Raw genomic sequence first — 12424 nt, forward strand, 5'->3', positions numbered from 1 at the left:
GCGGACGCCCAACAACTGGTTGAAGCGCAGCGGAAACCAGGGCGAGCCCCGCGAGCCTGAACCTCCCCAGCCGCGTTGGCTGCGCAAATACCGTGTCATGCCGGTCTGATACCTTGCCCACCATGGACCTGAAATCGTGCGGATATTGCAAGGAAATGGTCGATCTCAGCGTTGGCCCTCACATCCATGACCCCAAGAAATGCAAACAATGTGGGGAGACACTGCCGGCAGAGGCGTTCCACCGCTGGCCATCCAGTGCCGACGGCCGCCGGCATGTCTGCAGCCAGTGCGTCGCCAATGAATCCGCGGCAACCAGGGTGCAGCGGGTCATCGAAAAGGACACGCAGTTCCGGGACGACAAGGAAAAGCTCAAAGAGCACGGCTACCGTTGGGTGCGGCGCGTGGTCGAGCCCGGCCCGGATCCCGTCTTTCGCTGGGCATTGCTGGATCCCCAAGGGCAAGAGGTAACAAAGGAACAAGCCCTGCGGGATATCTGGAGCGCTGAAAACCCGCAGCCAGACGACTTCGACTACCCGGTTTACTAAGAGGAGATATGGCTTTTCGACTGCGAGACTTTTTTAGCCGACGCGGGACACCAGCTGCAGCTGGTTCCTTCCCTCTGGCGTCACCCGTGGAGGCGGAGCGCCCATCGCTGACACCGGCCCAACTGGCCGACTTGGAAGAGGCCTGGGCCGAGCTTCGGCAGGCCGCCCAGGAAGCCGGTGTTAAGTCATTTCGTGCCTGCACACGAGATGGGAGCCACTGGGAGGAAAACCTGGACTCCGTGCGGGCCATGACGGGCAGATCAAGGACGCACAGAAGCACACAACCGAGCCTCCGCAGGACGCATAGCGGCTGGGGGTTTGGGTTGCCTACCGCCGGACCCGGTGTCGGACCCCTCCCCCATGATGAAAGGATGGCGGCCATTCCTGGCCGCCATCCTTTTCCGTGTCGCTTCGAATATATGTTCTAAGGTTGTGGTATGTCCTCCGAGAGTTTTGCGGCCGCGCTGCAGGCGCATTACGCACGGCGGGCCGGCCCAATCGGGCTGACCGTGGAAGAGCTCGATTTCGAGCACTTCCCGGTCAAGAACGGGTATCCAGGGATCCCGGTAAAGGCGTGGATCCGGTTCCCGAACTGCGCCGAGCTGGTGGACGGCGAAGTGTTCGCCTGGACGGCGAAGGCAGCCGAAGTGACGTGGAAGGACGGGCCGGTCACGTACCGGACCTGGGTGTGGAGTTCGGCGGTTACCCGCCGGGAGGAAATGATGAACAGGAATTTGGGAGAGCGGACCCGTGGCAAGAACAACAACTGACAACCCTCTGGACGTACCGGTGCAGGTCCGGTTCACCGCGAAGGGCATTCCCCTGGCTGTCAGGTACGACGGCAGGATCTGGGCCGTGGCGGCCGAACCGGTCCGCTGGTTTACCCGCGCAGAATGGTGGAACACCGCCAAGCGGGCACCGGTCGGCTCCGGTGACCTGGTCAGCATCGAACACTGGCAGGTCCAGGTCCGGCTGACCTCCACCTCGGCGCTGCGAACCTTCGAGCTGCGCCGCGATCCGCTCTCGGAGCAATGGCTGCTCGCTGCCATCACGGACGCCGGGGCGGCCGCCGCCTAAGCCAGGTTAGGGCCGGCGGCTGTAGCGTTGCGCTATGACAGAGGATGTGCCGCCGTCCTTTCATCCACCCGTGTCGCTGGCCCTGGCGAAGGCCGTTGAATCGGTCCCGACGGAGGCCGCGTTGCCTGGCGGCAGCAGATATGAACCCAAATGGGACGGGTACAGGGCATGCGTCCTGGTGTCGGCCTCTGGAGTGTCCTTGTACTCGCGCCAAGGCAAGGATTTATCCCGCTATTTCCCGGATCTTGTGGAGGCCCTGCCGGGGCAGGTTCCTCCCGGTTGTGTCCTAGATGGCGAGGCCGTGATTTGGACCGCTGACAGGCTCGATTTCGATACCCTGCAGCGGCGCCTGGTCACTTCAAAAGCTGCCCTGCCTGCCCTTGTGCGGGAACGGCCGGCGTCATTCGTGGCGTTCGACCTGCTGGCCGTCGCCGGGCACGACATCAGGAACGCGCTGCTGGAGCAGCGCAGGGAGCTGCTGGAGCAACTGGCCGCTGACTGGCAGCCGCCGCTGAACCTTTCACCGATGACCACGGACCGCGCCCAGGCGCTCCGATGGTTTGAAGAACTGCACCACGCCGGACTGGAAGGGCTCGTGGTCAAGGGTGCCGGGCAGAGCTACCAGGGCGGCGTCAGGCATTGGTGGAAGGTGAAGCGGCGCCAATCCGTGGATGTGGTGTGTGCTGCGGTAATCGGCCCCATGGATCGGCCGCAGCACGTCGTGGCCGGTCTGCCCGTGGAAGGCCGACTAAGGCTCGTGGGACGGTCTACGGTGCTGCCGTCTAAGGCTGCACGGGAGCTGGGCGCCCATCTGCGGCCGCCGCAAGGGCTGCATCCCTGGCCAGAAGTAATCACGGAAACCACGTTGAACAGATTCAGCAAGGACAAAAGCCCGGTGACCCTTACGCTGGTCGAGCCATTGGTGGTCGAAATTTCCGCCGACGTCGCGTGGACAGGGAACACGTTCCGCCACGCTTTCAGGTACCTTCGGCCGCGGCCGGAGCTTGCCCCTGCCGACATTCTCCTACCAGAACGATTTCGGGCGGGTTAGCGATCCGTGCGGATCACTATGAGGTTTTGGCCCTCTTCCAGAAGCGCGTAAAGGTTCTCCCGTGCTTCTTCGTAGGTGTCGCCTTCGGCCTCGATGTGGTTGGTGCTGCCGTCCGGGTTGGTAATGGTGCCGGTGAGTATCACCGGATGAGTCTATTGGGCTGGAGGCTCCGCGGGGTCGATGAGTTCTGGGCCATTGTTGCGGACGCTGTTGACCCGGGTGCTGACAATCCGAGGCGTGAGGGTTGGTTCAGGCAGGGAGTCCAACAGGTGCTGGATGTCGTCCTTGTCAGTCAGGTCCGGGTCGAGCCATTCCCCGAACCGGTCCCTCGGGATGATCACCGGTGAACGATCGTGAACGTGCCTTATCTGGGGGTAGCCCAACGGTGAGTCACATGGGCGTGGCGCCCAAAAAGGGCCGTGCCTTCGTTTTATCCTCGGGGTGTGAGCGACGTTGCTCAAGCTTCTGTGATTGGCCGGTTCCGAGCCGAGCGGGCCGTGGCGTCCCCTGAGGGAACGGCATGGACCGTTATCGATGATGACTGGAACTTGCACGTGGAGGCCTGCGCTTATCTGGCTTCGCTACGGGCTGCGGACCGCTCGCCCAACACGGAACGAGTGTATGCAGGCCGGGTAGCGCTCTTCCTGAATTACTGCGAGCTGGGCCGGCGTCGACTGGCATGACCCGGAGTTCGCACAGCTGCACGCGTTTCTTCGCTGGCTGGTCACCGAGCCTGTTCAACGGCCGGGCGCTGCAGGTTCAGGGCGGTTGAGGTCAAAGGGCACAGCGAACGCGATCGTGACCACGACCAGTGAGTTCCTCAAATTTGGCGCGAGGCTCGGGTGGGTTGCAGGCCGTGTGCCGGGCCTGCTGTCACAACCGAAGTACCTGCACTTCGTCCCTCCCGGGTTCGATACCGGAGAGCGGGATCAGTTCCGCGCGGTTCAGGAACGAACCCTGAAGTTTCGCGAGGGCACGGCCGAGCCGCAGTTGCTTATGGAGGACGAGATGGCGGCCGTGGTGGCGGCTGCGTCGAACGCTCGCGACCGTTTCCTGGTCATCGCGCTGTTGGCAACAGGTATGCGGATCGGCGAGGCGCTCGGGCTGAGGCGTTCAGATGTGCATTTCCTGGCACGCTCGGAGGCGCTGGGCTGCGGGATCCCGGGGCCGCATCTGCACGTGATCAAGCGGCTCAATGAGAATGGTGCATTCGCTAAGTCACGCTATCCGCGGACGATCCCGGTCACCGAACGGCTTGTGCAGGCGTATTCCGACTACTGGTTTGAGCGGGACCGCTTCGGTCACGGGGTCGACAATGATGCGGTCTTCGTGAACTTGTTCCGTGAACCGCGCGGAAGGTCTATGAGCTACTCGAACGCGAAGGAGGTGGTCGACCGTTTGGCGCGTGACTGCGGCTTCACTGTTCGACCACATATGTTGCGGCACACCGCGGCGACGAGATGGATCGAGGCCGGAGTCGACCCGGACATCGTGCAGGCACTGCTGGGCCACGTTTCCTTCACGTCAACGGAGCGCTATATCCATACGTCGAAAAAACGGATGCGGGAAGCGGTCGAGACTACTGCCAGCGCTAGGAGAGACACTCCACGGTGAGCAAATCAACCATCACCAGGTCTGCAATCAACGAGTCCTTCCCAACCCGGCTTCCACTGGTCATTGACCACGAAACGTGGCTGCGATGGCTGGAAGAGCGAATAGACCCCAACTGGCGGCTTGGAGAATGGGACGCGGAAAACTGGTTCTTCGAAGGTGACCCGGAACGCGAAGGCAGCACGGTCACCCTGTGTGCCGTCCGACAATGCGGAACGAAGCTCGAAGACGAGACTCTTTGCACGGTGTGTTGGAAGGCCTGGCGGGGCTCGGGTCTGGCGATGGAAGTCTTCACGGCAGAGTATTCGCCAGCGCGTAAGAAGATCCGACCCGGGACAGAAGCCGAAGGATGCCTGGTCAGACGCGGTGCGGTTTCATGTGCACGGCGGGCGATCTGTCGAGGTCTTTGCCGCAGCCACTACAGCCTGTTGCGCCTCCATCAGGCCCGGGACAGTTCTCTTAGCCTCGAGGCCTGGCTTTCCGCGGGGCAGGAACCATATCCTGCCGATCAGCGCAGGTGCTCGGTGCCTCTGTGGGGTCAGCAGCCGGATCTGGGCGATGGGCTGTGCCGCTATCACCATGGGCTCTACCGGCGAGAAGGACACGAAACATCCGCCCCGGAGTGGGCTGCCACGGCCCACCCACACCTAACCGCTGGTCAGTTCTCGATGCTCCCGCTACAGCCTCTCGTCCGCGCGGAGTTGCTATACGCGCTCCAACGCCGCGACGCATCAGGCGGCCGAATCGTGCCGAAAATGCTGCGGAGGCTGATCAGGGAGATTAAGCGTCATGAGCACCTGGCTGGTCTGGGACCCGACCAGCTCTGCCCTAGCAGCGGTAGCAGCAAAGACCTGGACAGCCACCGACGCGACATCATCCACTGGCTGCAGGTTGGCTACGAGGAGATGACCGGCGCCGACCCCACCCGTCGCCTGCTCTGGGACTTCCGCGCCCTCGACCTGCGCGGGAGCACCCGGTCCACGCACCGCCGAACCCATGACGGCAGGGCCGATTTCACTGTGGTCAGCCAAGCCTGGCTGAGGGACCTCGCGATGGAAAAATGCCGCATCTTCACGACTAGCACCAAAATCCTCGAACTCCTCACCGCAGTGGAGGTGGCATCACGGGCACTTGAAGCCACCGCAGACGGCGGCCACCACATCAAGGATCTCGGCCCACAGCACCTGGATGCCATCACCCAGGCCTTCCGGAACTGGACCCACCCTGACGGGACATCGCGCAGCACCACCCGCCGCTATGTCGGACTCGAAGCAGTGTTCGCCCTAGTGGACTTCGGCCGCCGGTCCCGCAAGTTGGAAGGTGTCACCGACGCCTTCTTGCGGGACCCCGAGGCCCATCGCCTCCAACTGGACCCACCGGCACGGGAGGAAGTCGGCAAAGCCATTCCAGAGGCTGTCATCACCCAGCTCGACCAGAACCTGGCCCAGTTGGAATGCTATGCCAAATACCCCGATATGGCCGAGGACCATCAGCGCCTCATGATCCGCACCCTGTATATCGTCTTGCGTGACACCGGACGCCGGCCACGAGAAGTCTGCCCACTCCGCACCGACTGTGTTGAGTTCGACGCCGACGGACCCGTACTGATCTGGGACAACACCAAGGCCGGCCGGAGCCGACGCCACCTGCCAATCCCTTCAGAGACCGCGGAATCCATCGCCGCGTGGCGTGCAGTCAGAGACACACTAGTCACCGGCGATCCCCGCGACGGATACCTCTTCCCCTCCGGGACTCCCGACCGAATCGACCCTTACTTCCGGCCGGCAAGCCTTGCCCGGTCGCTGAAAATCTGGGTGGATGCGATACCGGATCTGCTCAGCGACGCCACCGATGCCGGCGGTAACCGCATCCCCTTCGACCGGTTGAAGGTCTATCCCTACGCGTTCCGCCACTCGTACGCCCAGCGTCACGCCGACGCCGGGGTACCAGTCGATGTCCTGTGCGAGCTGATGGACCACCAGAGCATCTCGACTACCCAGGGCTACTACCGGGTGAACCAAAAACGGAAGCGCGAAGCCATTCGGACCCTGAGCATGCACGTCACAGACCGCCACGGTCACCCCGCGCCGACGGCTTCGAGCACAGCTTATGAAATGCGCTCGGTGGCAGCCCCGTTCGGCAACTGCATCGAGCCGTCCAACGTCAAAGCCGGCGGAGGAAGCTGCCCCATCCGGTTCCAATGCTCAGGCTGCGGCTTTTACCGCCCGGACCCGTCCTACCTGCCCGTGATCGAGGACCACATCCGCTCGCTCAAGGCTGACCGCGAGACAGCAGCCGCCATGGACGTCGACACCTACGTGCTGCGCAACCTCGATGACCAGATCGACGGCTACCGGCTGGTCCTGAGTGCCATGAAGGATCACCTGGACGCCCTTCCAGACGAGGAGCAACAGGAGGTCGAGCAGGCCGGCATTCTGCTCCGCCGCCTACGTGCCGGAAGCGGTGGCCGCACACAGCTACCCCTCACCGTTAAAACCCGGACCCAGACCCCATGACTACGGACACGACGGGGAAACCTGCGCCCAGAACACCCGCCCAAGTGCTGCTGGAATCCAGGCAGAAAGAAAGCCGCGAAAAACGGGCCGCTGTTACACGGGAACTCGACGCAATGCTCGAAGACGGCGATCCCATCACTTTCGTCAAAGTCGCGCGTAGGGCAAACGTCTCCACGTGGCTCGTCTACTCGTCCGGCACACGAGAACAGGTCCAAGAGGCCATCACCAAGCAACGTCAGCCCGAAACGGTCACCAGCCAGCCGGCAGGAATCGAGTCTCTCCGAACCGACCTGGCACTGGCCCGCCAGGAGATCACCGTCCTTCGCCGTGGACGCGAGGACCTGCGGGGAAAGCTCAGGCAGGCTCTCGGCCGCCAATTAAACAATCTGAGCACTGCCCCTCTGGTCGATCGTCTCAACCGTCTCGCTGGCGAGCTGGCGGAGACCCGCGCATCAAATATTGAACTAAACCTTCAGGTCGCGGCTCTACAGGACGACCTCACCGCGGCCCGAACCAGCCTCCGGCGCATGATCCGAGAGCGAAACACTGACACCCTCGGATAACGTTTGACCGCAGCAGACCGTGAAGAGTGGCAATGAGGCGTTCTGCCGCGTTTCTGCGTCTGCCGCTTGCCTCGAAACCCCAAAATCTTGAGACCATCTGGCGTGTAGCGTTTAGGGCACCTTCACCGGGCATTTTTGCGGGCGGGGTATACGGGACACCTCAAACTCCGCCCCCGCAAAGCTGCACGTCAAAGCAGGGTTGTCGCATTTAGGGACCGTCTTAAGGACGCCGTTTCTAGGGGTGTGGCGGCGACGTAACTGCAAACTCGATGGCGGACTCAACTGCATCCCGGCGGGCGTCTGTTGATTGGTCGAGAAGCATTTCAATCGCGTGGATCAGTGCCACAAGCGCAGGCTTTTGGACCGCAGCGAGGCGTCTCATCGAAGTGGCGAGCGACTCGGTGACGAGGGCGTCTACTTGGTTTCCGTAAGCACCTGAGTGAGACCCGTGGGGAGCTACATAGCTTCCTCCTATCGAGATGTCCCCCAGCAGCACCAGCAAAGAGAGGCGGATCTCGTCTGGGACGTCGCCAGCCGCAACTGCTGCAACGAAAGGCACTGCATAGGCTGTTGCTTCATATACCGTGCCCTGGTGGCAAACGTTGGAATAGAGCCCATCACCGATTGCGGAGGAAGGGTCATCCCGAAGCGCAGCTAACGATCGCGCTACGTCGCCGGCAATGCCGAGTGACATGTCGGCGGCCCCCAGAGAAACGACGCCTCTTCCATACGCGTGTTGCAGTCGGCTCCAATCAACCCGGTCAAGTTCGTCCAAGGCATCGAAGCCCGTCCCCTTCGGTTGATAAGGAGTAGCCATACAACTGAGACTAACCAGACGAATGCGGAAGGATCCTCAATCGCGCCCTTTGTGTCAGAGTTGAAAGGTCACTTCGGCGTTCTCGGATTTGAGGGTCAGTGGAGTGCCTAGATCGAACTGGCCATCTGACGGGAAGGCCAGGTACAGGATTCCTCCGAAGGGGCCGTCTGAAAGCGAGTTGCTATGCGCGGTCATCAGCGCCGTGCCGTGTCCATCTGTGAGCGTAAATCGTTCATCCGATACTGCCAGAGTTGTCCCGGCCCCATGCCTGGATGGAATTCGGGCCTCTGATCGGAGGCGAATGAGGAGATGGGTCTCTGTGGTCTCCAAGGTCTGGACCGTCAGATCCATGCCGCTCTGACGGACGATGGTCAAGTTGGACGTGAACATGGTTGCATTCTAGGCACTGAGGAATGAGAGCAATTTTGCTTGATGGGCGCTAAGTGTCCGGTGAAGGATCGGCTTACGGACGCGGTGAAAGGTTCATGGTGTAGTTCGACCTGGTTCAGGTGAAGATGGAGCTCATGCAGATACCGGACCTTGGGCCATATTCGGATGAGGACCACAACGGATTTGTGGAGCTCGTCAACGATGTTCACGCGGAATTCGGCTACTCCTATGATCCCGTTTTGGACGCCGATCTTGCAGACCCTCGAGCGTTTTATCGCCATATCTGGGTAGCCCGAATCGGTGAGTCCGTTGTCGGCTCGGTGGCACTCACTCCCGCGAAAGACGGTGTGACGACACTCAAGCGAATGTACCTTCGCCCTCAGCTGCGTGGGTAGGGGTGGGGCCGGCGTCTGCTCGACAAAGCGATCGAAACGGCAGCCCAAGAGGGTTGGACACGAATCGTCCTGGACAGTGGTGCGCACCAGCAGGCGGCGCACCGCCTCTACGACGTCGCGGGCTTTGAGCTCGACCGAGTAGACGGAACATCACTGTACTTCTCAAAAGAGCTACGCCCGTAATTTTTTGGTAGACGCAACTAAGGGGCCGCCGCACGGGGCTGTCCTTGACCAAGCGCACCGCACTTCAGGCACCGACGAAGTACCTGGCGGCCCCTTGGTCCTGGGCACCCTAAGCACCCCAGCGCACGGTGAAGGATCCTTCCCGGACGTGGCTCCGAGATAATGGCCCCATGCCAACTAAACGCCGCAGTGCTCAGGCTTCCGCCCGATGGCAGACTCCAGAATCGGTCTGGATCGACCATGCCACGTTGAACACATCAGACGCAGCTTGGCTCTGCAACGTTCGGCGTCTTACGCTCTGGGCGGTTACTGTTCCCAAAGACCTCCTCTCTTCCTTGCCACAGCTCGAATGGCTCGACATTCGTGGAGGCTCTGGAGGCTCCATGGAGTACGTAACGAAGTGCCCTAATCTGTCATACCTTCAGGTAAATCAGGTTCGTGGTCTGAGCGATCTATCCTTCCTAAGTAGGGTCAAGACACTTCGGTTCCTCAGCATCTACGGACTGCCGAAGGTGGAGCAGTTGCCGTCACTTGCACCCTTGGTTCATTTACGGCGCCTCGAAGTTGGTTCGATGAAGGGGCTTTCCGAACTCGCCCCCGCTCTCGAAGCACCAGCACTCAGAGAGTTAGTGCTTACAAGGGCCGTCCCGCTAGCATCGGGAGACCCTGATGCGATTAAGGACCATCCAACGCTGCAGGCGTTTACATGGTTCGCCGAAGATGTGCCCAACAAGACTTGGGTTCCCGTGGTGGAACACGTCGGGCTGCCGCAGGCACGGATTTTGCAGCCGGATGAATGGTTCGAGCGCAAACGGTAGCTCACACGGCATTGCGGCCCCCGGTCAAGGATCGTCTACCGGGACGCTTGAAAGAGGACCAATTCTGATCGCCCTTCGTCGGCTGTTACCCCACGGATCTCCGCGAACCGGCCGATGGGCTGGAAGCCTAGAGTCTCGTGCATTCTGATGGAAGCCGTGTTGTGTTCGTTCGCGAAGTAGTAAACGGTCGAAGACCGAGACCATATCCACTCCATTCGCGCGCGGGTGAGAGCAGAACCGATTCCCCGCCGCCGGAAATTCGGAGGGACGACGATGCCCCCTAGATAATGGCCGGCAGGTGCTGTGCCATCCAGTTCGCTATGGAAGTGGGTCTTGGCTATGCCGACGATCTCATTTTGTATAGCCGCTATCAGTACGACCCGATCGCCTATCGGGGCCACCACTTGTGGTGTCCAGGGTGTGCGGTCGCTAGCATCGCAGATCGCCTCGATATAGCGCAGGTCATCCAGGGTCGCCTCGCGTATCTGCATGCATAGAGTTTAGGAGCGGGCTCAGCTGCGCCTCTTAGGCGCCCGTCCCGTGAAGGGTCCCTGAGCGGACAGTGCCACGGAGGGCTATCGTCCTGAGTCCGTCCGCCCCGGCGGCTGTGAAGTGTCTGTCAAAGACCGTCTGTAGCGGTGGAATCATCGACTGCGCCGACTCCACCTCAGGGGCAGCCATAAGTGCAAAGCAAAGAACGCCAAGACCATCCAGCCCGCTATGAGCAGGGACCAATCGGGGACACGCACTGAGTATTGAGAACCGTCGAGCACTCCAGACTCTGTGAAGCCAGCCAGATAGGCGATGCCCAACAAGGCAAGCCCTAGAAGTACCCCGGTTGCTGCAATGACGCTGTGAGAGATCCACCAACTCCGCAGCTTCGGACTATGCCGAATAACTAGACCGGGCAACGATACGGCGCCCAGAGTGACGGCGGGCAATGTCAGAGAGAGTAGGAGAGCTATTGGGGCCGCCATAAACGTGGACGCCCCATCGTAGGCAGTGCCGGCTCCGAGGCTTTGCTGGATAAATACGCTGACGACAAACATGACAGCGTAGGCACTCCAGAATTGAACGATCACCGTGCGGGTGCGGGGTGACTGTTCTATCCTCGAACTCGGTACAGCTGGCACCCATGCGGGCATCACTTTGTTCCAGTCTCCAGGAGTAGTCGGGTGGCGCGGCGGTCTGCCGGATTGGCTGGTCATGATCGATTCCTGTCCCCGTGGCTGGCCTGTTGAGCCGCGTCTCTTCCGGAAGTCTAAGGGACAGTCCAGGGGCAGGAACCGATCTAGTGAGGAACCCTGTCACGTATTGAGCTCGGGTTACCGGGCGTTCCGTAAGGGATCCCTGAGCGGACGCATACTTGGCACATGAAGAGATCCCGGTACGTTCTTGCTCTGATCATTGGAAGCTTCTGCATCTTGGTGGGCCTGTTCAACATGCTCAGGCCTGAGGGAAATTTCCTTTCAGGCATTTTTACTGGCCTAGGCGGTCTGGTAATCGTCCTAACGACTTACATCGTTGACAGGAAAACGAAGGCATTCAAGAGATCCAATATCGAGCCCTGAGAATTTCAGGGTGGAGTAGCGCCCGGTGGAGGATCCCTCACCGTGCATTCACTACAGATGACGCAGGTATCTCTCGGGCGAGTCCAAGAACGACCGCCAGTTGGAAATCAGGTCGAGTTCGGACCAAGTCCGCTGCCGGAGTCCCCACGGGCCGACTTCGAGAATCTGCGCACCAGGGAGAGCTGCGAGGACCGGGGAGTGGGTGGACATGATGATCTGGGAGGAGCCTGCGGCAAGGAGATCTTTCAGGACCGAGAGGAGGCTAAGGCATCCCGCGAAGGAGAGCGCCGACTCGGGTTCGTCGAGAACCCATAGTCCGCGTCCCCGGAAACGATCCACCGCCAGTTCCAAGAACGATTCTCCGTGTGACATGTCGTGGAATGAGATGTCCGGACCGGATGTGCTCGGGTTCTTCTCAAGGTAGGTGAAGAAACCGTGCATGGTTTCCGCGCGCAGGAAATAACCCCGTCGCGTGGCGCCGGCGTTTCGGACGAGCTGCAGGTGATCGGCGAGAACCGATTCGGTAGATCTGGTGCTGTGCCGGGCACCTGTGGATCCGCCTTCCGGAGATAAACCATAGGCCAGCGCGATAGCTTCCGCGAGAGTGGACTTACCCGACCCGTTTTCGCCAACGAAGATAGTTGCCGACGTCAGCTCGAGTCCGTGGTCCAGAACCTGCGCGACAGGGGCGAGGACACCCGGCCACCGACGGCGGTCGAGTTGGTGGGCATGGTCTTCGGCCACCCGTCTGATCGGAAAATTGTGCGAGGCATGCCCCATTGTTGCAACCCATTCCACTGGTCCATCAAGTAGCCCGAACCATCCAAGGCACCATCGGGGCATGCAGACGTCCGACCAAGGATGGCTCATTGGGACAGTCCCTCCGC

General features: G+C 61.1%; 15 protein-coding genes and 1 pseudogene. 10 read left to right on the plus strand and 6 right to left on the minus strand.

The window, feature by feature from the left end; translation table 11 throughout:
• Positions 1–122 precede the first annotated feature (122 nt).
• The 4 genes from J7I84_RS06685 to J7I84_RS06700 all read left to right on the plus strand — a co-directional run bounded on the left by J7I84_RS06685 (position 123) and on the right by J7I84_RS06700 (position 2673).
• Positions 123–545 carry a hypothetical protein gene (locus tag J7I84_RS06685; protein ID WP_214942388.1) on the plus strand — a complete coding sequence of 141 codons (423 nt, stop codon included), beginning with the start codon at positions 123–125 and terminating at the stop codon, positions 543–545.
• Between the two features lie 437 nt (positions 546–982).
• Positions 983–1315: a hypothetical protein gene (locus tag J7I84_RS06690; RefSeq protein WP_214942391.1), complete on the plus strand. Its 333-nt coding sequence runs from the start codon at positions 983–985 to the stop codon at positions 1313–1315.
• Complete coding sequence (locus J7I84_RS06695) at positions 1296–1622, plus strand: hypothetical protein (protein ID WP_311381085.1); 327 nt, start codon at positions 1296–1298, stop codon at positions 1620–1622. The genes J7I84_RS06690 and J7I84_RS06695 overlap by 20 nt, the downstream gene beginning before the upstream one ends.
• 34 nt (positions 1623–1656) lie before the next feature.
• Positions 1657–2673, plus strand: coding sequence for an ATP-dependent DNA ligase (locus J7I84_RS06700; RefSeq protein WP_214942394.1), 1017 nt, complete (start codon positions 1657–1659; stop codon positions 2671–2673).
• Here the strand turns inward: J7I84_RS06700 and J7I84_RS06705 are convergent.
• Both J7I84_RS06705 and J7I84_RS21860 read right to left on the minus strand, forming a co-directional pair.
• Positions 2670–2816, minus strand: coding sequence for a hypothetical protein (locus tag J7I84_RS06705; protein WP_214942556.1), 147 nt, complete (start codon positions 2814–2816; stop codon positions 2670–2672). The two genes, J7I84_RS06700 and J7I84_RS06705, sit on opposite strands and share 4 nt — an antisense overlap.
• 9 nt (positions 2817–2825) lie before the next feature.
• Positions 2826–3227: an SOS response-associated peptidase family protein gene (locus J7I84_RS21860; RefSeq protein ID WP_311381086.1), complete on the minus strand. Its 402-nt coding sequence runs from the start codon at positions 3225–3227 to the stop codon at positions 2826–2828.
• 244 nt (positions 3228–3471) lie between these two features.
• On the opposite strand from J7I84_RS21860, the gene J7I84_RS06715 reads away from it, so the two are divergent.
• The 3 genes from J7I84_RS06715 (at position 3472) to J7I84_RS06725 (ending at position 7363) form a co-directional block, all read left to right on the plus strand.
• Positions 3472–4287: a tyrosine-type recombinase/integrase gene (locus tag J7I84_RS06715; protein ID WP_214942396.1), complete on the plus strand. Its 816-nt coding sequence runs from the start codon at positions 3472–3474 to the stop codon at positions 4285–4287.
• 752 nt (positions 4288–5039) lie between these two features.
• Positions 5040–6800 (plus strand): tyrosine-type recombinase/integrase, encoded by a 1761-nt coding sequence (locus J7I84_RS06720; protein ID WP_251046242.1) that lies wholly within the window; start codon positions 5040–5042, stop codon positions 6798–6800.
• The gene (locus J7I84_RS06725) at positions 6797–7363 is read left to right on the plus strand and encodes a DUF6262 family protein (protein WP_214942402.1); all 567 of its coding nucleotides are present in this window, start codon (positions 6797–6799) and stop codon (positions 7361–7363) included. Before J7I84_RS06720 ends, J7I84_RS06725 begins: the two co-directional genes overlap by 4 nt.
• A gap of 235 nt (positions 7364–7598) precedes the next feature.
• Here J7I84_RS06725 and J7I84_RS06730 read toward each other — a convergent pair whose 3' ends face one another.
• Positions 7599–8180, minus strand: a complete 582-nt coding sequence (locus tag J7I84_RS06730) for a hypothetical protein (RefSeq protein WP_214942405.1) — start codon at positions 8178–8180, stop codon at positions 7599–7601.
• 54 nt (positions 8181–8234) lie between these two features.
• Entirely contained in the window at positions 8235–8570 is a 336-nt protein-coding gene (locus tag J7I84_RS06735; protein WP_214942408.1) for a hypothetical protein, read from the minus strand.
• Positions 8571–8977: 407 nt separating this feature from the next.
• On the opposite strand from J7I84_RS06735, the pseudogene J7I84_RS22005 reads away from it, so the two are divergent.
• Both J7I84_RS22005 and J7I84_RS06745 read left to right on the plus strand, forming a co-directional pair.
• Positions 8978–9148 (plus strand): annotated as a pseudogene (locus tag J7I84_RS22005) (GNAT family N-acetyltransferase); the annotation flags it as partial.
• Positions 9149–9531: 383 nt separating this feature from the next.
• Entirely contained in the window at positions 9532–9966 is a 435-nt protein-coding gene (locus J7I84_RS06745; RefSeq protein WP_251046231.1) for a hypothetical protein, read from the plus strand.
• 35 nt (positions 9967–10001) lie between these two features.
• Here the strand turns inward: J7I84_RS06745 and J7I84_RS06750 are convergent, their stop codons facing one another.
• On the minus strand, positions 10002–10457 hold the full coding sequence (locus J7I84_RS06750; protein ID WP_214942414.1) for a GNAT family N-acetyltransferase: 456 nt from the start codon (positions 10455–10457) through the stop codon (positions 10002–10004).
• Positions 10458–11339: 882 nt separating this feature from the next.
• Here J7I84_RS06750 and J7I84_RS06755 point away from each other — a divergent pair.
• Positions 11340–11537 carry a hypothetical protein gene (locus tag J7I84_RS06755; RefSeq protein WP_214942418.1) on the plus strand — a complete coding sequence of 66 codons (198 nt, stop codon included), beginning with the start codon at positions 11340–11342 and terminating at the stop codon, positions 11535–11537.
• Positions 11538–11588: 51 nt separating this feature from the next.
• On the opposite strand, the gene J7I84_RS06760 is transcribed toward J7I84_RS06755, so the two are convergent.
• Positions 11589–12317, minus strand: a complete 729-nt coding sequence (locus tag J7I84_RS06760; protein ID WP_214942542.1) for an ATP-binding cassette domain-containing protein — start codon at positions 12315–12317, stop codon at positions 11589–11591.
• Between the last annotated feature and the right edge of the window lie 107 nt (positions 12318–12424).

This window comes from Arthrobacter sp. ISL-85 (assembly GCF_018613675.1).
Lineage (GTDB): Bacteria > Actinomycetota > Actinomycetes > Actinomycetales > Micrococcaceae > Arthrobacter.

What these genes read in the sequence shown, in the direction of transcription:
- J7I84_RS06685 (WP_214942388.1), top strand. Translation starts at nt 123, where the DNA reads ATGGACCTGAAATCGTGCGGATATTGCAAGGAAATGGTCGATCTCAGC.
- J7I84_RS06690 (WP_214942391.1), top strand. Translation starts at nt 983, where the DNA reads ATGTCCTCCGAGAGTTTTGCGGCCGCGCTGCAGGCGCATTACGCACGG.
- J7I84_RS06700 (WP_214942394.1), top strand. Translation starts at nt 1,657, where the DNA reads ATGACAGAGGATGTGCCGCCGTCCTTTCATCCACCCGTGTCGCTGGCC.
- J7I84_RS06720 (WP_251046242.1), top strand. Translation starts at nt 5,040, where the DNA reads ATGCTGCGGAGGCTGATCAGGGAGATTAAGCGTCATGAGCACCTGGCT.
- J7I84_RS06725 (WP_214942402.1), top strand. Translation starts at nt 6,797, where the DNA reads ATGACTACGGACACGACGGGGAAACCTGCGCCCAGAACACCCGCCCAA.
- J7I84_RS06730 (WP_214942405.1), bottom strand. Translation starts at nt 8,180, where the DNA reads ATGGCTACTCCTTATCAACCGAAGGGGACGGGCTTCGATGCCTTGGAC.
- J7I84_RS06735 (WP_214942408.1), bottom strand. Translation starts at nt 8,570, where the DNA reads ATGTTCACGTCCAACTTGACCATCGTCCGTCAGAGCGGCATGGATCTG.
- J7I84_RS06745 (WP_251046231.1), top strand. Translation starts at nt 9,532, where the DNA reads ATGGAGTACGTAACGAAGTGCCCTAATCTGTCATACCTTCAGGTAAAT.
- J7I84_RS06750 (WP_214942414.1), bottom strand. Translation starts at nt 10,457, where the DNA reads ATGCAGATACGCGAGGCGACCCTGGATGACCTGCGCTATATCGAGGCG.
- J7I84_RS06755 (WP_214942418.1), top strand. Translation starts at nt 11,340, where the DNA reads ATGAAGAGATCCCGGTACGTTCTTGCTCTGATCATTGGAAGCTTCTGC.
- J7I84_RS06760 (WP_214942542.1), bottom strand. Translation starts at nt 12,317, where the DNA reads ATGGGGCATGCCTCGCACAATTTTCCGATCAGACGGGTGGCCGAAGAC.